Source organism: Cupriavidus sp. 22TCCZM04-2 (assembly GCF_057798895.1).
Window position 1 is genome coordinate 63,082 of record NZ_JBYOJS010000013.1, and the last position, 18,504, is coordinate 81,585.

At 67.1% G+C, this 18,504-nt stretch carries 20 protein-coding genes; 3 read left to right on the top strand and 17 right to left on the bottom strand.

The window, feature by feature from the left end:
* Positions 1–68: 68 nt before the first annotated feature.
* Positions 69–755, bottom strand: a complete 687-nt coding sequence (locus tag AC3FKG_RS19185; RefSeq protein WP_488743884.1) for a hydrolase — start codon at positions 753–755, stop codon at positions 69–71.
* A 504-nt stretch (positions 756–1,259) separates the two neighbouring features.
* Between AC3FKG_RS19185 and AC3FKG_RS19190 the strand changes: the two genes are divergently transcribed.
* Positions 1,260–1,610, top strand: a complete 351-nt coding sequence (locus AC3FKG_RS19190) for a DoxX family protein (protein WP_488743953.1) — start codon at positions 1,260–1,262, stop codon at positions 1,608–1,610.
* A 23-nt stretch (positions 1,611–1,633) separates the two neighbouring features.
* Here the strand turns inward: AC3FKG_RS19190 and AC3FKG_RS19195 are convergent, their stop codons facing one another.
* From AC3FKG_RS19195 to AC3FKG_RS19210, 4 genes are all read right to left on the bottom strand, one after another.
* Entirely contained in the window at positions 1,634–2,611 is a 978-nt protein-coding gene (locus tag AC3FKG_RS19195) for a LysR family transcriptional regulator (RefSeq protein ID WP_488743885.1), read from the bottom strand.
* A 142-nt stretch (positions 2,612–2,753) separates the two neighbouring features.
* A complete protein-coding gene (locus AC3FKG_RS19200) occupies positions 2,754–4,226 on the bottom strand; it encodes an MFS transporter (protein ID WP_488743954.1) in 1,473 nt (490 codons plus the stop codon).
* 92 nt (positions 4,227–4,318) lie between these two features.
* On the bottom strand, positions 4,319–4,534 hold the full coding sequence (locus AC3FKG_RS19205) for a hypothetical protein (protein ID WP_488743886.1): 216 nt from the start codon (positions 4,532–4,534) through the stop codon (positions 4,319–4,321).
* A gap of 217 nt (positions 4,535–4,751) precedes the next feature.
* A complete protein-coding gene (locus AC3FKG_RS19210) occupies positions 4,752–5,348 on the bottom strand; it encodes a helix-turn-helix domain-containing protein (RefSeq protein WP_483713417.1) in 597 nt (198 codons plus the stop codon).
* An 88-nt stretch (positions 5,349–5,436) separates the two neighbouring features.
* Here AC3FKG_RS19210 and kbl point away from each other — a divergent pair, with 88 nt between their 5' ends.
* Both kbl and AC3FKG_RS19220 read left to right on the top strand, forming a co-directional pair.
* Positions 5,437–6,639, top strand: coding sequence for a glycine C-acetyltransferase (gene kbl, locus AC3FKG_RS19215; protein WP_488743887.1), 1,203 nt, complete (start codon positions 5,437–5,439; stop codon positions 6,637–6,639).
* Entirely contained in the window at positions 6,636–7,607 is a 972-nt protein-coding gene (locus AC3FKG_RS19220; RefSeq protein WP_488743888.1) for an L-threonine 3-dehydrogenase, read from the top strand. The genes kbl and AC3FKG_RS19220 overlap by 4 nt, the downstream gene beginning before the upstream one ends.
* 7 nt (positions 7,608–7,614) lie before the next feature.
* Here AC3FKG_RS19220 and AC3FKG_RS19225 read toward each other — a convergent pair whose 3' ends face one another.
* The 12 genes from AC3FKG_RS19225 to ccmC all read right to left on the bottom strand — a co-directional run bounded on the left by AC3FKG_RS19225 (position 7,615) and on the right by ccmC (position 18,499).
* Positions 7,615–8,616 carry a transketolase family protein gene (locus AC3FKG_RS19225; RefSeq protein WP_488743889.1) on the bottom strand — a complete coding sequence of 334 codons (1,002 nt, stop codon included), beginning with the start codon at positions 8,614–8,616 and terminating at the stop codon, positions 7,615–7,617.
* Complete coding sequence (locus AC3FKG_RS19230) at positions 8,613–9,458, bottom strand: transketolase (protein ID WP_488743890.1); 846 nt, start codon at positions 9,456–9,458, stop codon at positions 8,613–8,615. The genes AC3FKG_RS19225 and AC3FKG_RS19230 overlap by 4 nt, the downstream gene beginning before the upstream one ends.
* 54 nt (positions 9,459–9,512) lie before the next feature.
* Positions 9,513–10,841 (bottom strand): MFS transporter, encoded by a 1,329-nt coding sequence (locus tag AC3FKG_RS19235; RefSeq protein WP_488743891.1) that lies wholly within the window; start codon positions 10,839–10,841, stop codon positions 9,513–9,515.
* Between the two features lie 86 nt (positions 10,842–10,927).
* Positions 10,928–11,677 (bottom strand): SDR family NAD(P)-dependent oxidoreductase, encoded by a 750-nt coding sequence (locus AC3FKG_RS19240; RefSeq protein WP_488743892.1) that lies wholly within the window; start codon positions 11,675–11,677, stop codon positions 10,928–10,930.
* A 177-nt stretch (positions 11,678–11,854) separates the two neighbouring features.
* Positions 11,855–12,745, bottom strand: coding sequence for a LysR substrate-binding domain-containing protein (locus AC3FKG_RS19245; protein ID WP_488743893.1), 891 nt, complete (start codon positions 12,743–12,745; stop codon positions 11,855–11,857).
* 92 nt (positions 12,746–12,837) lie between these two features.
* Complete coding sequence (gene ccmI, locus AC3FKG_RS19250) at positions 12,838–14,049, bottom strand: c-type cytochrome biogenesis protein CcmI (protein WP_488743894.1); 1,212 nt, start codon at positions 14,047–14,049, stop codon at positions 12,838–12,840.
* The gene (locus tag AC3FKG_RS19255; protein WP_488743955.1) at positions 14,046–14,531 is read right to left on the bottom strand and encodes a cytochrome c-type biogenesis protein; all 486 of its coding nucleotides are present in this window, start codon (positions 14,529–14,531) and stop codon (positions 14,046–14,048) included. The genes ccmI and AC3FKG_RS19255 overlap by 4 nt, the downstream gene beginning before the upstream one ends.
* Positions 14,524–15,063 (bottom strand): DsbE family thiol:disulfide interchange protein, encoded by a 540-nt coding sequence (locus AC3FKG_RS19260; protein ID WP_488743895.1) that lies wholly within the window; start codon positions 15,061–15,063, stop codon positions 14,524–14,526. Before AC3FKG_RS19260 ends, AC3FKG_RS19255 begins: the two co-directional genes overlap by 8 nt.
* Entirely contained in the window at positions 15,060–17,081 is a 2,022-nt protein-coding gene (locus tag AC3FKG_RS19265; protein ID WP_488743896.1) for a heme lyase CcmF/NrfE family subunit, read from the bottom strand. The genes AC3FKG_RS19260 and AC3FKG_RS19265 overlap by 4 nt, the downstream gene beginning before the upstream one ends.
* Entirely contained in the window at positions 17,078–17,557 is a 480-nt protein-coding gene (gene ccmE, locus AC3FKG_RS19270) for a cytochrome c maturation protein CcmE (RefSeq protein ID WP_483714843.1), read from the bottom strand. The genes AC3FKG_RS19265 and ccmE overlap by 4 nt, the downstream gene beginning before the upstream one ends.
* 7 nt (positions 17,558–17,564) lie before the next feature.
* A complete protein-coding gene (locus AC3FKG_RS19275; RefSeq protein ID WP_488743897.1) occupies positions 17,565–17,711 on the bottom strand; it encodes a heme exporter protein CcmD in 147 nt (48 codons plus the stop codon).
* Positions 17,708–18,499 carry a heme ABC transporter permease CcmC gene (ccmC, locus tag AC3FKG_RS19280; protein ID WP_483714841.1) on the bottom strand — a complete coding sequence of 264 codons (792 nt, stop codon included), beginning with the start codon at positions 18,497–18,499 and terminating at the stop codon, positions 17,708–17,710. The genes AC3FKG_RS19275 and ccmC overlap by 4 nt, the downstream gene beginning before the upstream one ends.
* Positions 18,500–18,504: the final 5 nt, after the last annotated feature.

The window sequence follows — 18,504 nt, forward strand, 5'->3', positions numbered from 1 at the left end:
CAAAGAACCGGCGGCGGGCCGGGCACCACGGCCATCGCCGCGGTGCCCGCGCTCAGCTGGCGATGGTGTCAGCGCGCAGGAACGGCAGGAATGGCCTCGTGCGTCTTCACCGTGCGTTGCGGCGCCTTGTGGACCATGGTGTACGCGTAGTCCACACCCATGCCATAGGCACCCGAGTGTTCCTTGACCAGCGCCATCACGGCCTCATAGGTGTCGCGGTGCGCCCAGTCGCGCTGCCACTCGAGCAGGACCTGCTGCCAGGTAACGGGCACGACCCCGGCCTGGATCATGCGCTGCATCGCGTAGTCGTGCGCTTCCTTCGAGGTGCCGCCCGACGCATCGGCAACCATGTAGATCTCATAGCCGGCATCGTTCATCGCGCTGAGCGCGAAGGTGTTGTTGCACACCTCGGTCCACAGTCCCGAGACCACCACCTTCTTGCGATTCGCCGCCGCGAGCGCATCACGCACCTTCTGGTCGTCCCACGAGTTCATCGAGGTGCGTTCCAGCAGCTTGTGGTCGGGGAACACGTCCAGCAGTTCCGGGTACGTGAAGCCGGAGAAGCTCTCGCTCTCGACGGTGGTGATCGTGGTCGGGATATTGAAGATCTTGGCGGCCTTGGCCAGCCCGACCACATTGTTCTTCAGGGTTTGCCGGTCGATCGACTGCACGCCGAATGCCATCTGTGGCTGCTGGTCAATGAAGATCAACTGGCAGTTCTGCGGGGTCAGGACTTCAAGCTTCGGATTGCTCACGGTTTTCTCCTGGGGTGGAAAGACAGCCATGCCACCGGTCTGGCACGCGGGCGCGCACGGCGGCATGGCGGGGGCGATGCGTTTCGGCTGACTGCGCGAGTCTGCGTGCTGGCAGCGATGTCCGCACGACGGATGGAACGGTGTACTCGCCGGACCCGCTGCGTCGCGTCGCGAAAGTATATCGATGCATCGGTGGCCGGCATAACGGATTATTTCGAACAGACTATTCGAAGAACCGGATGGAAGCTCGAATGGAGCAGCGGTGAAGCATCAACGCAACCATAGTGGGCCGGCGTCGAGAAAATAAACTCGTGAATGACGCCCTTTAACCAACGCATGATGAATTAATATGGCATCGCTTCGCCGGGCGGTGCCGTCGCTGGCCGGGTGCAAGCACTGCGCGAACAGGGAGGGTCTGCGATGATCGAACAAGGCCGTGTCACCTCGCCCGCTGCCGGGACCGGGGTATCCCGGCTCGCCACGCCGGCCGTGCGCTGGGTGGCCATGCTGGGACTGTGCGCCGCCTATCTGCAGGGCGGTCTGAACAAGGCGCTGGACTTCCCGGCCGCCATTGCCGAGATGCAGCATTTCGGCCTGGCGCCCGCCGGGCCGCTGGCGGCAGCGACCATCGCGCTGGAACTGGGCGCCTCCGTCATGATCCTGGCGGGCTTCTACCGCTGGCTCGGCGCAGTGGGCCTGGCCGGCTTCACGCTGATGGCGACGTTCCTGGCCAATCGCTTCTGGGAGGTTTCCGGCGACGCGCGCTTCATGATGGCGAACGCGTTCTTCGAGCACCTGGGACTGGTGGGCGGATTCCTGCTGGTCGCCTGGCACGATCTGCGCGACAGGTCCTGATCGCAGTGCGGGCGCGGCGCCAGTCACGTGGCTGGCATGCGCTCGATGGTCGATGACCGGTCTTGATCGCGGGAGCCGCCGGGGGCCTGCAGCCCCAGCTGCTGCCGCAGGGTCTCTGCCAGCATGTCCTTGCGCTCGATCCACCAGCCGATGGCCCGGCCGGGATCCGTGCTGCGCCAGGCGATATGCAGCATCTGCGGCGGACGTTCCTCGCCCAGCCGCCTGGCCACGAGCTGCCCCTTGTCAAGGTACGGCTGCGCCGCGCAGGCCGGCAGGTAGCCGCACGCCAGCCCGGAAAGCAGCACCGAGAGCTTGGCGTCGAGCGTCGGCACGCTGATGTGCCGCTGCCCGTCCACGAGCGGACGGGCCGGCGCAGCTTGTGCGGCGTCTTCCTGCGGCAGGCTGACTTCCACGAACTGGTGCTGCCACAGCACGGCGCAATCGATCGGCTCTTCGGCCGCCGCCAGCGGATGCCCGGGCGCGACGACGAAGACAGACCGCACGCTCCCGGCCGGCACGGAGAACAGGCCCTGGACCGCGGGCGGATCGCCCACGGCGCCGATCAGCAGGTCGACGCTGTCCGATGCCAGCGCCTTCCAGTTGTTGCCCAGCATCTCCTGCGAGAACAGCAGCCGGGTATAGCTGTTTTCGGCCTGGAATGCAGAGATGAACGGCAGCACCGCATCGAACGGCACCAGCGCGTCGGTGGCGATCCGGAGTTCGGATTCCCAGCCGGCTTCGGCGCGCCTGACGCGCTCCTCGAGGTCGTTCGCGGCGCGCAGCAGCCGGCGGCCTTCTTCGAGCAGGACTTCGCCCGCGATGGTCAGGCTGACGCGGTGCGCACTGCGGTCGAACACCGTGACGCCCAGGTCGCTTTCGAGTTTCTGCACGACATAGCTCAGCGAAGACGGGGCCTTATGCAGCTCCTTGCCGGCCAGTCCGAACGTGCCGCAGCGCGCAATGGACTCGACCACCTGAAGCGCATCAAGTGTAATTTTCATCGTTGGATTGATTGGTCAGTCTGTTCGAAAAAATCATCAATCATTCATCGGAATGAAAGAATGATTTTTTATAGTAACGCGACAATGAGCGGGCGCGACATCCGCAATTTTCGGAAGCTAAATTGGGAGCACTGCGCCCATATCAATCCGGTGTGTTGCGCCAGTCATTTCCCAAGGGGCGTGCCACGTCTTCGAGCGGCCGCCGTTCCGCATCGACCCCATAGCGCAAGGCCAGCAGCCCCGCGGCGATGACCAGCGCGGCCCCAAGGCCGTAGCCCGCCGCCACCGCACCGCGGCTGCCGCGTTCGATCAAGGCGCCGAGCAGTACCGGCGCGATGAAGCCGCCCATCCCCGTCCCCAGCGCATAGAAGATCGAAATCGCGAGCGCACGCATTTCGAGGGGAAAGACTTCGCTCGCCGTCAGGTACGCGGAGCTGGCCGCTGCCGACGCCAGGAAGAACACCGCGGACCAGCACAGGGCCAGGCCCGTGGCATCGAGCCAGCCTTGCGTGAAGGCCCATCCGGTTGCCGCCAGGCCGAGGCCCGACAACACGTAGGTGATGGCGATCATGCGGCGCCGGCCGACCTCGTCGAAGAGCGGGCCCAACAGCAGTGGCCCCGCCGCATTGCCGAGCGCGAACGGGAAGATGTAGAGCGCCACGCGGCCATCCGGCACGCCATAGAAGCGCGTGAGCACCAGCGCGTAGGTGAAGAAGATGGCGTTGTAGAAGAAGGCCTGCGCCAGCATCAGTGCGAGCGTGATCAGGCTGCGCTGCCGATAGCGCCGCATCAGCAGATGCATCACGTCGCGCACGGACGGCGAGGTGGATGCGTGGACCGGTTCGGAACGTATGGCTGGTGCGAGTGGAGGCACCTGGCGCGTCGGGTACACCCGCGCCTCGATGTCGGCAATCACCTGCTCCGCATCGGCCAGCCGTCCATGCGTGGCCAGCCAGCGCGGGCTCTCCGGCACGTGCCGGCGCACCAGCATGATGGCGACGGCCAGCACCGCGCCCAGCGCGAAACACGCGCGCCAGCCCCACACCGGCCCGAGCACGCGCGGGTCAAGCAGCAACAGGCTCAGCCCGGCACCGAGCGCCGCGCCCAGCCAGAAGCTCCCGTTGATGGCCAGGTTGACGCGGCCGCGCACGCGCGCCGGAATCAGTTCGTCGATGGCTGAGTTGATGGCCGCATATTCGCCGCCGATGCCCAGGCCCGTGCAGAAGCGGCACAGCGCGAACACGGCGAAGCCCGATGAAAACGCCGTGGCCAGCGTCGCCACCAGATAGACCAGCAGCGTGGCCAGGAACAGCCGCTTGCGGCCCAGGCGGTCCGCCATGCGGCCGAACACGAGCGCGCCGAGCACGGCGCCGCCGATATAGAGCGAACCTGTCCAGCCGACTTCGGTGGCGCTCAGTGCCAGCGTGTCGCGCCGTTCGAGCACGGCACCGACCGAGCCGACCAGCGTGACCTCGAGGCCATCGAGCACCCAAGCGATACCAAGCGCCAGCACGACGCGCCAGTGCCAGCGCGACCAGGGCAGACGGTCGAGGCGCGCGGGGATGTCGTGCCGCGCGCCGTTCGGGAGAGAGTAGGGGTTGCCTCGCGTCGAAATATCAGCGTCCGAAGCCAGGCCCGCACACACCCATGCGTGGGCCGATGCGGCCCAGTATAGGCGTTCGGTCCCGGGAACTGCCTGGGAGCGGCTCAGCGGCAGCAACCCATGGCGCGCAACATCGAGTGGCCGTCGTTGGTCAGGCGAGGACTCTGCAGCTGGCCGTGCAGGATTTCCAGCCGGACGAGTTCCTTGTCGACCAGCGCGTGAAGGTCGACCGGATCAATCTGCCGGGAGTCGGTGGTATCGAGGGATTCGGCGCCGCCGCTGATGAGCAGCAGCGTAGCAAGTTCATGCGGGCTCAGCACGTTCGTCTCCTTGAATGAAGGGGGTCGCTTTGCTGGGACTGACGCGGCTGATAGCCGCGCGCTCGAAGCCACGGAATTACGCAAGACACATGCCTGCGCCGCATATCTGGTCTCGCCCGATGCTGCGATGCGTCAATGCGTTTCCGAGGACTAAGGCGTTTGACGGCGGGTCAGCGGCCCGGTTCCGCATAAGATCAACGTTCCGTGCTTGCCGCAGTTAAGCCGGGTGCACTACAACCAATAAGGCCGTTGCCGTCGCCTTGCCGCGATTACGGATAGCGTGTGGCACGTCCGCCGCATAGCGCGCCGTTTCACCATGCCGCAGCTTCTTTTCCTCTGCTCCCGCCTGCACCGACATGGCGCCGTTGAGCACCGAAAGGTGTTCCTGTGTGCCGTTTTCGTGCGCCTCCGATGCAAGCACGCCGCCGGCCTGGATCGTCAGCTCATACCATTCGAAGCGCCCGGCCAGTTCGATCGGTCCGAGGATCTTCAGCTCGCAGTGCCCGTCAGGACTCTTGAGCGAGGGGATGGCGTGCGGTTGCACCAGCGCGATGCCGCCGACCGGGCGGCCGCCTGCATCGGCGGACAGGAGGTCGGCAAGATTGATGCCCAATGCGTTGGCCAGGCGCCAGAGCACCGCCACGGTCGGGTTGGTCAGGTTGCGTTCGATCTGCGACAGCATCGACTTGGACACGCCGGCGCGGCGCGACAGGTCGTCGAGCGAAAGCTGCTGGGCCTGGCGCAGCGCCTGCAGCGCGGCGCCGACGGCGGGCGGTCCATCGCCCTGCGGCTTCTGGGTAGGGGGTTGCGTCATGGCGAGTGGTTCGTTATATTGCACAAAACGTTCTTTATAACGAACGTGTTCGATTTATCGATCAGATCCTAGCATCGGGAGCCAAACCATGTCGAGTGCCGAGGCATTCTACGCATCCGTGCGTGCAGAGCTTGACGCCATCCGCCAGGCGGGGCTGTACAAGGAAGAGCGCGTCATTGCCACGCCGCAGGGCGCGCGCGTTCGCACCACCGATGGCCGCGAGGTCATCAACCTGTGCGCCAACAACTACCTTGGCTTGTCGTCCCATCCGCGCGTGATCGAGGCCGCGCACGAGGCGCTGCGCACGCACGGTTTCGGCCTGAGTTCGGTGCGCTTCATCTGCGGCACGCAGGACCTGCACAAGACGCTCGAAGCCCGGCTCGCCAGTTTCCTCGGCACCGAAGACACCATCCTCTACGGCTCGGCGTTCGATGCCAACGGCGGCTTGTTTGAAACCCTGCTGGGCGCGGAAGACGCGATCATCAGCGACGAACTCAACCATGCGTCCATCATCGACGGCATCCGCCTGAGCAAGGCCCGCCGCTACCGCTACAAGCACAACGACATGGACGACCTGCGTGCGCAGCTGGCGCAGGCGCAGGCCGACGGCGTGCGCCACAAGCTGGTGTTCACCGACGGGGTGTTCTCCATGGACGGCACCATTGCGCGCCTGGACAAGATGCGCACGCTCTGCGACGCGCATGGCGCGCTGCTCGGCATCGACGAATGCCATGCCACGGGTTTCCTCGGCGCGCGCGGGCGCGGCACGCATGAACTGCGCGGGCTGTTCGGCAAGATCGACATCATCACCGGCACGCTCGGCAAGGCGCTCGGCGGTGCGTCCGGCGGCTTTACCGGCGCGCGCAGGGAAGTGGTCGCGCTGCTGCGCCAACGCTCGCGGCCGTACCTGTTCTCGAACACGGTGGCGCCGGCCATCGTGGGCGCATCGATCGCGGTGCTCGACATCCTGGAAGGCAGCACGGAACTGCGCGACCGGCTGGAGCGCAACACCGCGTTCTTCCGCAAGGGGCTGGCCACGCTCGGCTTCGACGTGAAGCCGGGCGAGCACCCGATCATCCCGATCATGGTCTACGACGCGGAAAAAGCCCAGCAGCTCGCGCAGCGGCTGCTGGAGCTCGGCGTTTATGTGGTCGGGTTCTTCTATCCCGTGGTGCCCAAGGGCCAGGCGCGCATTCGCGTGCAGATGAGCGCGCTGCACGACGAAGCGGCGCTGCAGGCGGCGCTCGATGCGTTCGGCCAGGCCGGCCGTGAACTGGGGCTGGCCCGATGAGCGACGCGGCACCGAAAATCCTGATCGTCGGCGCCAACGGGCAGATCGGCTCCGAACTGGCGCTGGCACTGGCCGAGCGTTATGGAAGGACCAACGTCATCACGTCCGACGTGGTGCCGACCGGCCGCCATGTGCACCTGACGCACGAGATGCTGAACGCCACCGACCGCGGCGGGCTGGCGACCGTCGTCGAACGCCATGGCATCACGCAGATCTACCTGCTGGCCGCGGCGCTGTCGGCCACCGGCGAGAAGGCGCCGCAGTGGGCATGGAACCTCAACATGACCAGCCTGCTGAACGTGCTGGAGCACGCGCGGCAGTTCGGCATCGAGCGCGTGTTCTGGCCGAGTTCGATCGCCGCCTTCGGTCCGACCACGCCGCGCGAACACACGCCGCAGAAGACCGTGATGGAGCCGACGACCGTGTACGGCATTTCCAAGCAGGCGGGCGAGGGCTGGTGCCGCTGGTACCACGACAATCATGGCGTGGACGTGCGCAGCCTGCGCTATCCGGGCCTGATCTCGCACAAGACCCCGCCCGGCGGCGGCACCACCGACTATGCCGTGGACATCTTCCATTCGGCGGTGAAGGGCGAGCCCTATACCTGCTTCCTGCGCGAAGACGAGCGGCTGCCGATGATGTACATGCCCGACGCCATCCGCGCGACCATTGAACTGATGGAGGCGCCGGCCGACAAGCTGACCGAGCGCGGCAGCTACAACGTTGCCGGCGTGAGCTTCACGCCGGCCGAGATCGCCGCGGCCATCCGCAAGGAAGTGCCGGGATTCGAGGTGCGGTACGAGCCGGATTACCGGCAGGCGATTGCGCAGGGCTGGCCGGACTCGATCGAGGATGCGGTGGCGCGGCGCGACTGGGGCTGGGCGCCGCAGTACGGGTTGGAGGAGATGGTTCGAGACATGCTGGAAAACCTGCGCCAGACCGTTGGCCTGGCGCATCCGTCCAACTAGCGTCGATCTACCCCAGCCATCCCCGGATCGACGATGCCATGACCTGCGACGAGATGCCATAACGGTCATGCAGCGTCGGCAACGCGCCGGCATCGAGGAACAGGTCGGGCAGGGCCACCTGGCGGAACGGCGGATGCACGCCGGCTTGCATCAGTGCCGTGGCGACGGCCTCGCCCAGGCCGCCGATGACAGTATGGTTCTCCGCCACCACGACGAGCCTGCCGGAGCGCCGCGCCTCGCGCACGATGGTTTCGGTATCCAGCGGCTTGATTGTCGGCACGTGCAGTACGGCCACGCCCACGCGATCGGCCTCCAGCGCCTTGGCAACTTCCAGCGCGCGCATGGTCATGATGCCCGACGAGATCACCAGCACATCGGCGCCATCGCGCAGCAGCTTGGCCTTGCCAAGTTCGAACCTGTAGTCGTACTCGTCCAGCACCACGGGCACGTTGCCACGCAGCAGCCGCGCGTACACCGGGCCCGGATGGGCGGCAATGGCCGGCACCATCTGCTCGATGTCGAGCGCGTCGCACGGGTCGATCACCGTCATGTTCGGCATCGCGCGCATCAGCGCCAGGTCTTCCGCGGCCTGGTGGCTGGGACCGTAGCCGGTGGTAAGGCCGGGCAGCGCGCAGACGATCTTCACGTCGAGGTTGTCCTCGGCGATGGTCTGGTGCATGAAGTCATAGGCCCGGCGCGTGGCGAATACCGCGTAAGTCGTGACGAAAGGCTGTGCGCCTTCATGGGCGAAGCCCGCCGCGGCGCCTATCAGCAGCTGTTCGGCCATGCCCATCTGGTAGTAGCGCTCGGGCATGGCCTGCGCCAGGATATGCAGGTCGGTGTACTTGCCCAGATCGGCGGTCATGCCGATCACGTTGGACTTCTGCCTGGCCAGTTCCACCAGCGCATGGCCGAACGGTGCCGGACGCGTTGCCTGTCCTTCGCCCGCGATCGAGGCAATCATTGCCGAGGTCTTCAGCTTCGGCTTGCCGTTGGTATTGCTGCTCATGCTTGTCTCCCGGCTTCCAGGGCCTGCAGGGCGAGTTGCCATTCGTGGGCATCGACCCGGATGAAGTGGTTCTTCTCGCGTTGTTCGAGGAACGGTACCCCGCAACCCATGCGGGTATCGCAGATGATCATGCGGGGCTGCGCACCCGGATGCTTGCGTGCGGCATCGAAGGCGGCTGCTACGGCGTCGATGTCGTTGCCGTCGACGCGCTGCGTGAACCAGCCGAATGCCTGCAGCTTTTCGACCAGGGGCTCGAAGGCCATGACCTGGCTCGATGGGCCATCCGCCTGCTGGTTATTGACGTCGACGATGCCGATCAGGTTGTCGAGCTTCCAGTGGCTGGCCGACTGGATGCCCTCCCAGATCGCGCCCTCATCGAGTTCGCCATCGGAGAACAGGGTGTAGACGAAAGCCTGCGAGCCCTTGCGCTTGAGGCCCAGGCAGCGCCCGACCGCGATGGTCAGGCCCTGGCCCAGCGAACCGCCCGACATCTCCATGCCCGGCGTGTAGCTGGCCATGCCCGACATCGGCAGGCGGCTGTCGTCGCTGCCATATGTTTCCAGTTCTTCGATCGGCAGGATGCCGGCTTCGAGCAGTGCCGCGTACAGCGCGATGGCGTAGTGGCCATTCGACAGCAGGAAGCGGTCGCGGCCTTCCCATGCCGGGTCTTCCGGGCGGTAGCGCATGGCGCCGAAGTAGGCGACGGCGAGGACGTCGGCAATGTCGAGGGCCTGGCCGATGTAGCCCTGGCCCTGGACTTCGCCCATCAGCAAGGCGTTGCGCCGGATACGGTAGGCGCGTTCCTTGAGGGGAACGGCTACCTCGTTGAGTGCGTGATGCATGGTGTCTCCTTCGGATACAGGGATCAGGGAAAGAATGCGGTGCGCGAAGCCGGGTCAGCGGTTGACCGCCCGGGCGGGGACCAGGAAGACAAGCAGGGCGCCGGTCACGACGGTGGCCGAGATGAACACGAGGCCCGCCGTGGACTTCCCCGTGAGGTCATTCAGCCACCCCACGATCGCCGGCGAAAAGAAGCCGGCGAGGTTGGCCACGCAATTGACCGCCGCGATGCCCGCCGCCGCCGACATGCCGCCGAGCAGTGCGGTCGGCAATGCCCAGAACTGCGAGGACGAGGCCAGGATGCCGGCCGCCGCGACACACAGGCACAGCAGCGAAGCCCCGACACCGCCCAGGAACGGCAGGGTGGCAAAGCCGGCGGCCGACACCAGCATGGGCACGACCAGGTGCAGGCGACGTTCGCGGCGCCGGTCCGCGCTCATGCCGATCAGCGGCAGGGCCACGATGGCGCACAGGTAGGGCAGGGCGGTGAAGACGCCCACCCACAAGGGGTCGGCCACGCCTGATTTGCGGATGATCGTCGGCAGCCAGAAGGTCAGGCCGTACTGCCCGAGCACCACGCAGAAGTAGATCGCCGCCATCAGCCAGAGCCGGCGGTCGGCCAGGAAGTCGCCGATCGAGAGATGAACGTGCTTGTGGGCGTTGTCGCCTTCGATATTGCGCTCCAGCAGTGCCTTCTCCGCCTCGGTCAGCCACTTGGCGCTGCGGATGCCGTTGTCCAGGTAGAACAGGATGGCCACGCCCAGCACCAGCGACGGCACGGCTTCGATCAGGAACAGCCATTTCCATCCGGCCAGGCCGCTGGCGCCGTGGAATGCATGCAGGATGTAGCCGGAAAGCGGGCCGCCCACGATGCCGGCCAGCGGGATGGCCATGAAGAACATCGACAGGGCCTTGGCGCGCCGCTCGGACGGGAACCAGTAGGTCATGTACAGGATCACGCCGGGGGCGAATCCGGCCTCGGCCACGCCAAGCAGGAAGCGCAGGATATAGAACTGCGTTGGTGTGCTGACGAAGGCGAAGCACGCGGAGATGACCGCCCAGGTCAGCATGATGCGCGCCAGCCATTTCTTGGCGCCGACCTTGTGAAGGATGACATTGCTCGGCACTTCGAAGATGAAGTAGCCAAGGAAGAAAATGCCGGCGCCGAGGCCGTAGATGGTTTCGCTGAAGTGCAGGTCGCTCAGCATCTGCAGCTTGGCGAAGCCGACATTGACCCGGTCCAGGTAGGCCCCGAGGTAGCACAGCATCAGGAAGGGAATCAGCCGGCGGACCACCCTGGCGTAGGTGCGCGACTCGAAGGTGGCCGCATCGGCGTGCGGCGTCGCCTCACCTGCGAGCGGCGACGTTGCGTACTTGGTCTTCATTGTTGTCTCCTGCCGTGGGCTCCGGATGGTTACGGAAGCACGGGCGTCTGAACGGAGCCGCCTCTGCGGGCGGTCTCCATGGGTAGTTAGTGGATCAGCATGCCGCCGTTGACGTCCAGCGTGATGCCGGTCAGGTAGGCCGACAGGTCGCTGAGCAGGAACAGGCAGGCGTTGGCCACGTCGCCGGCATCGCCAAGGCGGCCCAGCGGAATGCCCTTGATGATGTCCGCGCGCATCTCGGTGGTCAGCTTGTCGCCGGTGATGTCGGTCTGGATCAGGCCCGGGGTGATGGAATTCACACGGATGCTGTCGCCGCCGAACTCGCGTGCCATGGCGCGTGCCAGGCCCAGCACGCCGGCCTTGGCGGCGCTGTAGTGCGGGCCGCCAAAGATGCCGCCGCCGCGCTGCGCGGACACCGACGACATGCAGACGATGCTGCCGCCTTTCTGCTCCTTCATCTGCGGCAGCACGGCTTGCGACATGTACAGCGTGCCGCGCAGGTTCACATCCACCACGGCGTCGAAGTTGGCCGGCCCGATGTCCAGCGTGCGCAGCGGCTGGGTGATGCCAGCGTTGTTCACCAGGCCGTCAATGCGGCCATACCGCTCCACCACGGCCAGCGCGGCCCGCTCGCAGGCGGCCTTGTCGGTCACGTCGCAGGCCAGCCCCAGATGGCGCGCGCCAAGTTCCTCAGCGGCGGCCCGGGCGTCTTCCGGGCGCAAGTCCAGAATCACCACATTTGCGCCCTGGGTGGCTAGCGCGCGGGCGGTGGCCTTGCCGATGCCCCGCGGGGACGCGGCGCCGGTGACGACGATGACTTTGTTTTCGACCAGCATTTCCTGTCTCCTGACGTTTGAAATGATGGATCGAGTGTGGGCGACGCCCGGTTGAGGATCAACGCGGTCTGCCTCAACTATGGCTGAGAAATTTTCAGTTGTCGGAGCTTCCTGCGCTCAGCCGGCGTGGCCCGCGGTGCGCACGAGGGTAGCTGGCCAACTGGCGTGGCCGCGCCCTCACACGCTGCTGGCGGCGAGTTCCCGGTCCATCCAGGACAGGAAGCGGGCCACGCGCGGCAGGTCCGCGTTTTGTGCCGGGTAAACGACGTGATGGCCGCCGACTTCCACCGCATGGGAGTCGCCCAGCACGGGCACCAGGCGGCCGGAGCGGATCAGGACGGAGGCCAGCAGCGTGCTTTCCAGTGCGATGCCGAGACCCAGCGCGGCGGTTTCGAGCGACATGTAACTGCGGTCGAACGAGAAGTCGAAGTTCTTGCGCGCATGGTTGATGCCGGCGCGGGCGAACCATTGCTGCCATTGGACCAGAGGTGTCTCAGAGCAGATCAGACGCTGGCCGGGCAAGTCTTCCGGGCTATGGATCTCGTGCTGGCCGAGATAAGCTGGCGAGGCCAGCGGCATGATGAACTCCGGGCGCAGCGTCTTGACCTGCAGGTCGCGCCAGTGGGCGTAGCCATAGCGGATATCGACATCGTAGAAGCCGCTCGTGAACGAGACGTCTTCGTAGGAGCACGAGAGGTTCAGGCGGATATCGCCATGCTCGCCCTGGAACGAGGCCAGCCGCGGCAACAGCCACATCAGCCCGAAGCTGGGGCTCGAATGGACCCGCAGGATCTCTACGTCGGGCTGGCTCGACGCCCGTTCCGTCGCGCGGTTCAGGTCAGCCAGCGCGCCCGTGACCTCGCGCAGGTATTGTTCGCCCACCGGCGTCAGCACCAGTCCCCGTCCCTGCCGGAAGAACAGCGGACGGCCGATGACCGCTTCGAGATTGCTGATCTGGTGGCTCACGGCCGAGGCCGTCAATCCCAGTTCCTCGGAGGCACGGCTGACGCTCTTGGTTCTTGCAACGCTCTCGAAGGCGATGACCGCCTTCATCGGTGGAATTCGCATACGCGCAATACAGAGCCCGTTGTGGGCGCCAGGGTGGCAAGAGATGGGGAATTCTACTTCCGCGTCTCGGCCAGGTGCTGGCGACCGCCCGCTCAGCGCTGGGCCGGCTGCGTGCCGCCGATCACGACGCGTACATCGCCAGCACCGGGCCGCACCGGTCCGGCCTGGCCGACGAGGTCACCCGCCTGCGGCGTCGCATTGCCGCTTGCCGAGATGCGCGCCTCCACCATGACCTGCTGCTGTCCCGACAGCTTGCGTTCCGGCGTCAGCGCCTGCGAATCGTCGAGCGTGAATTGCAGGGGCAGGTCGCGCACGGTCCGGCGCAGCACGGCGAGCGGCATGCGCGGACCTTCCACCGCGCGAGCGTAGAGGAAGACCGTTTCGTCAGGGCTCGGTGTCCTGCCGGCATCGGGCGCGAGTACAAGCGTGCCGCGGATGCTTGCCGTGGCCGGCGGCTTGCCGACGCCGCGCGCGGCTGCCAGGTTGGCCGCGACCCGTGCCGCGGTCTGCGAGTCCGGCGGCAACAGGCGGTACAGGCGTTCCCAGTAGGCAATCGCCTCGCTGGTCTCGCCACGCTCCGCTGCCGCGCTGGCGGCAAGCGCGAGCCCCTTGGGATCGTCGGGATCGAGCGCCAGGGCGCGGCGTATCTGTTCCATGGCCGGCCCTTCGAGCGAGCCGCCGTTCACGCTGCCCAGCACGTCGGCATAGTCCGAGCGCAGTGCCGCGACATCGGGCGCGAGTGCAATGGCCTTGACGTAAGCGGCGGCCGCGTCGTCATAGCGCTGCAGCGCCGTGTACGAGCGGGCGAGCATCGACCAGCCTTCGGGATCCTCGGGCTTGTCGCGCAGACGCGTGGCAAGCTGGTTCACCATGCCCTCGACCTGGGCGACGCTCATTTCATGCTGGCCGTCTTCGGCTGCGGGCATGTCGCCGGCGCTCCATAGCGCGACCGGATTGCCCAGGTGCAGGTAGAGCAGGATGGCGGCGCTGGGCAGCAATGCCAGCAGCGCCGCCGCGAGCAGCGTGGAGGAACGGGGCTCGCGCCGCGTGGCGACGGGCTGCCCGGTGTCCTCGAGCAAGCGGTGGGCCAGTTCATCGCGCGCCTCCGCGTGGCGCGCGGGGCTCAGCGTACCGGCGCGCAGGTCGGCGTCGAGTTCGCGCAGCTGGTCGCGATAGACATCGCGCAACGCCGGGGCAGGGCGGTCCGCCACTGCGGCAACCGAAGGCGGGCGCAATAGCGGCCACAGCAACCCGGCCATGGTGACGGCCATCAGCGCGGCAGCAAGGAACCAGAATGTGGTCATGGCGGCGATAGCGGGGGCAAGGGGTCCGGGGCGGGCGCACGGGGCGGCGGCTCGTCGAGCAACTCCGCGAGCCTGCGGCGTTCGGCATTGCCGAGCGGCGCTGCGGGCTCGGCGCGGCGAGAGCGGACGCGCCACAGGGCCGCCCCGACCGCGACCAGCAACAGCAGGGGACCGAACCACAGCAGCCACGTCAGCGGCTTGAGCGGTGGCTTGTAGAGCACGAAATCACCGTAGCGCTGCACGAGATACTGCTTCACTTCGTCGTCGCTGGCGCCCTGGCGCAACTGCTCGCGGACCTGACGGCGCAAGTCGACTGCCAGCTCGGCATTGGAATCGGCCAGTGTCTGGTTCTGGCAGACCAGGCATCGCAGTTGCTCGGACAAGGCATGGACGCGCGCGTCGAGTTCGGCGCCGGTAGGTGTGGCGGCGCCTGCGTGCAAGGCGAATGCAAGCGCGCAGCAGGCGAAGGCGGCGCTACGCATGATCATCCCCCTTTTCCAGCGATTCCAGCAACGGGATCAGCTTGTGTTCCAGCACTTCCTTCGTCACCGGGCCGACCTGCTTGTAGCGCACCACGCCGGACTTGTCGATGACGAAGGTCTCCGGCACGCCATACACGCCGAAGTCGATGCCCACGCGCCCGTCGGTATCCACGAGCGACGCCGCGTACGGATTGCCCATGCGCTGCAGCCATTCGCGCGCCGCGCCGTCCTGATCCTTGTAGTTGAGGCCGTAGAGCGGCACGCGCGAGCGCGCGGCGAAGTCGACCAGCACCGGATGCTCGGCGCGGCAGGCCGTGCACCAGGATGCCCACACATTGAGCAGCCACACCTTGCCGCGCAGGTCGGCCGCAGACAGCTTGTGGCCGTCCTGGTCCAGCACCGGCAGCACGAACGCCGGTGCCGGTTTGCCGACCAGCGGCGACGGCAGTTCGCGCGGATCATGCCGCAGTCCCGCGGCAAGCGCGATCGCAAGCGCCAGGAACACCGCAAGCGGCAGCAGGAAACGCGTCATGCCTGGGTCTCCTCCCGGCCGGCCAGTGCCAGCGTGGGCGCTTGAGCTTGCGCGGCTTCGGCGGCCGGCGTAGCCGCGCTGGCGACCTGCCGGCGCAGGCGATAGCGCTTGTCGCTTGCGGCAAGCAGGCCGCCGAACGCCATCAGCACGCATCCGCCCCAGATCCAGTCGACGAAAGGCTTCACATGGACGCGCACTGCCCAGCGTCCGTCCCCGAGCGATTCACCCAGCGCCACGTAGAGGTCGCGCGTGATGCCGCTGTCGATGGCGGCCTCGGTGGTCGGCATGTCCTGGCTGCGGTAGATGCGCCGCTCCGGCGCCAGCGTGGCCACCATGCTGCCGTGGCGCGACACGCTGACGGCGCCGCGCAGCGCCTCGTAGTTGGGACCGGTGCCGGGTGCCACGCCACCGAAGCGGAAATCGTAGCCGCCGACCGTTACCGTCTCGCCGGGTCGCATCGGCAGTTCGCGCAGGCTTTCCTGACTGCTGACCAGCGTCACGCCGGCGATGAACACGCCCACGCCCATATGGGCCAGCAGCATGCCGTAGTAGCCGGCCGGCAACTGGCGCAGCGTCGCAAGGCGACGCCCGCGCTGGTTACGCAACCGCGCCACGAGGCTGGCTGCCGCGCTGGCGGCGCACCACGTCGCGAGCAGCAGGCCCAGCCCGGTCAGCGCTGAAGCATTGCGCAACACCAGCAGCAGGACGACAGCGATGACGGCGCCGGCGACCGCGGCCCAGCGCAGCCGGCGTGTCATATCCGGTAGCTCGCCATGCCGCCAGCGCGCCAGCGGCGCGGCTCCCATCAGCAGGACCGCAGGCGCCATCAGCGGCACGAACACCTGTTCGAAGTACGCAGGCCCCACCGAGATCTTGCCGAGGCCCAGCACGTCGAGCAGCAGCGGATAGAGCGTGCCGAGCAGTACGGTGGCCGCGGCCACGGCCAGCAGCACGTTGTTGGCCAGCAGGAAGGACTCGCGCGAGATCACGCTGAAGTCCGTGCGCCGCGAGAGCTTTGGCGCGCGCCACGCGAACAGCGCCAGCGCCAGTCCGGTCACCAGCCCTAGCAGCGCCAGGATGAAGATGCCGCGCTTGGGGTCGACCGCGAAGGCATGGACCGAAGTCAGCACGCCGGAGCGCACCAGGAAAGTGCCCAGCAGGCTCAGCGAGAACGTGAAGATCGCGAGCAGGGCGGTCCACGCGCGGAACGCGCCGCGCTTCTCGGTCACCGCGAGCGAATGCATCAATGCGGTGCCGGCAAGCCAGGGCATGAACGACGCGTTCTCCACGGGATCCCAGAACCACCAGCCGCCCCAGCCAAGTTCGTAATAGGCCCAGGCGCTGCCGAGCATGATGCCGAGCGTCAGGAACATCCACGCCACCGTCGTCCACGGCCGCGCCCAGCGTGCCCACGCGGCGTCCAGGCGCCCTTCGAGCAACGCCGCCACGGCGAAGGCAAAGGTCACGGCAAAGCCGACGTATCCCATGTAGAGCATGGGCGGATGGAACACCATGCCTGGGTCCTGCAGCAGCGGGTTCAGGTCGCGTCCGGCCATGGCCGGCGGCAGCAGGCGGATGAAGGGGTTGGACGCGAACAGCAGGAACAGCAGCAGGCCGCCGCTGATCGCGCCCATCACGCCGAGCACGCGCGCCACCACCGGCAGTGGCAGGCGGCGGCTGAAGACGGAGACCGCCAGCGACCATAGCGCCAGCATCAGCGTCCACAGCAGCATCGAGCCTTCATGGCCGCCCCATACTGCTGCCAGACGATAGGCGAGCGGCAGGTCGCTGTTCGAGTTCGCGGCGACATAGCGCACGCTGAAATCATTGCCGGCAAAGGCCACGGTCAGCGACAGGTACGCCAGCACCACCAACGCGCACTGCACGCGCGCGGCCGGTCTGGCGACCGACATCCATGCCGGATTGCCGCGCGCGGCGCCGGCCAGCGGCAGCGCGGCCTGCACCACGGCCGCCAGCAGGGCCACGATCAGCGCGAAATGCCCGAGTTCCGGATTCACCGTTGCGTCCCCCGTTCGCCTTCCGCGAGCTGGCCGGCCATGCGGCGGTTGACCTGCTCCGCCTGCTTCAAGGCATCGGCCGCTTCGGGCGGCATGTAGTTCTCGTCATGCTTGGCGAGCACTTCGCTGGCGACGAACGTACCGCTGCCGTCGAGCGTGCCGCGCGCGACCACGCCCTTGCCTTCGCGGAACAGGTCGGGCAGCAGGCCGCGATAGACCACGGGCACCTCGCGCGCCTTGTCGGTGACGATGAAACGGATGGTCATGCCATCGCCCTCGCGGCGAATCGAACCGGGCGCCACCAGCCCCCCCAGGCGGAAGCTGCGCGCGGCGGGGGCTTCATGCGCGGCGACCTGGCTCGGACTGAAGAAGAACACGAGGTTCGAGCGGAAGGCATTGAGCACCAGCGCGAGCGCCACGCCGGCGCAGGCCAGCGCGGCGAGCAGCATGCCGAGACGGCGGCGTCGTGGTGTCATCGTCGCATCATCGCCGTGAATGCCCGGCATTGCTGGCGCGGCTGCGCCGGCCCAGCAGCACCAGTTCGATGCCGATCAGCGCGAGCGCCATGCCGAACGCGGCGGCAATATAGCCGCCATGGCCCGACAGCGAAGCCAGGGTGAAGCCACTCATGGTGCAGTCTCCCGAAGATCGGCCGTCAGCGTGCCGGCTTCGCCGCGCTCGCGCAGGATGCAGCGCACGCGCACCAGCGCCACGGCGATGGTGTACATCCAGCACGCCAGCGTCATCACCAGCATGCCGGCCAGCATGGTCGCGGCCATCGACGGCGCGGCGGTCAGGCTGACCGAGGCGCCCTGGTGCAGCGTGTTCCACCACTGCACCGAAAAGTAGATCACCGGAATATTTGCCACGCCGACCAGCGCCAGCACGGCGCATGCGCGCTCGGCGCGGCGCGGCTCGTCGATGGCGGCCTCCAGCGCGATAAAGCCGAGGTAGAGAAAGAGCAGCAGCAGTTCTGAGGTCAGGCGCGCATCCCACACCCACCACGTGCCCCACGTGGGCTTGCCCCACAGTGCGCCGGTCCACAGAGCAATGGCGGTGAACAGTGCGCCGGTGGGCGCGAGCGCGGAAGCCATCATCGACGACAGGCGCGTGCGCAGCACGAGCGCGAGCGCGCAGTAGCCGGCCATGACCAGGTAGATGAACATCGACATCCACGCCGCCGGCACGTGGATGAAGATGATGCGGTAAACCTCGCCTTGCTGCGCGTCGGTCGGCGCCACGATGAAGCCCAGCCACAGGCCGGCCGCGAGCAACAGCGCGGCGGCGAGGAAGAACCACGGCGCAAGCCGGCCCGCGAGCGGATAGAAGCGCACCGGCGCGGCAAAGGCCAGCCAGCGCGGCCGACGGATCTGTCCCCGGTGACTAGTTGCGTGGGCGGAGTGCAGCGGTTGGCTCATGCGGC

Coding starts and splice junctions, on each gene's coding strand:
- AC3FKG_RS19230 (WP_488743890.1), bottom strand. CDS start 9,458: ATGCATCACGCACTCAACGAGGTAGCCGTTCCCCTCAAGGAACGCGCC.
- ccmC (WP_483714841.1), bottom strand. CDS start 18,499: ATGAGCCAACCGCTGCACTCCGCCCACGCAACTAGTCACCGGGGACAG.
- AC3FKG_RS19195 (WP_488743885.1), bottom strand. CDS start 2,611: ATGAAAATTACACTTGATGCGCTTCAGGTGGTCGAGTCCATTGCGCGC.
- AC3FKG_RS19255 (WP_488743955.1), bottom strand. CDS start 14,531: ATGCGTAGCGCCGCCTTCGCCTGCTGCGCGCTTGCATTCGCCTTGCAC.
- AC3FKG_RS19220 (WP_488743888.1), top strand. CDS start 6,636: ATGAGCGACGCGGCACCGAAAATCCTGATCGTCGGCGCCAACGGGCAG.
- AC3FKG_RS19240 (WP_488743892.1), bottom strand. CDS start 11,677: ATGCTGGTCGAAAACAAAGTCATCGTCGTCACCGGCGCCGCGTCCCCG.
- ccmE (WP_483714843.1), bottom strand. CDS start 17,557: ATGACACCACGACGCCGCCGTCTCGGCATGCTGCTCGCCGCGCTGGCC.
- AC3FKG_RS19245 (WP_488743893.1), bottom strand. CDS start 12,745: ATGCGAATTCCACCGATGAAGGCGGTCATCGCCTTCGAGAGCGTTGCA.
- AC3FKG_RS19275 (WP_488743897.1), bottom strand. CDS start 17,711: ATGAGTGGCTTCACCCTGGCTTCGCTGTCGGGCCATGGCGGCTATATT.
- kbl (WP_488743887.1), top strand. CDS start 5,437: ATGTCGAGTGCCGAGGCATTCTACGCATCCGTGCGTGCAGAGCTTGAC.
- AC3FKG_RS19225 (WP_488743889.1), bottom strand. CDS start 8,616: ATGAGCAGCAATACCAACGGCAAGCCGAAGCTGAAGACCTCGGCAATG.
- ccmI (WP_488743894.1), bottom strand. CDS start 14,049: ATGACCACATTCTGGTTCCTTGCTGCCGCGCTGATGGCCGTCACCATG.
- AC3FKG_RS19235 (WP_488743891.1), bottom strand. CDS start 10,841: ATGAAGACCAAGTACGCAACGTCGCCGCTCGCAGGTGAGGCGACGCCG.
- AC3FKG_RS19190 (WP_488743953.1), top strand. CDS start 1,260: ATGCTGGGACTGTGCGCCGCCTATCTGCAGGGCGGTCTGAACAAGGCG.
- AC3FKG_RS19210 (WP_483713417.1), bottom strand. CDS start 5,348: ATGACGCAACCCCCTACCCAGAAGCCGCAGGGCGATGGACCGCCCGCC.
- AC3FKG_RS19260 (WP_488743895.1), bottom strand. CDS start 15,063: ATGACGCGTTTCCTGCTGCCGCTTGCGGTGTTCCTGGCGCTTGCGATC.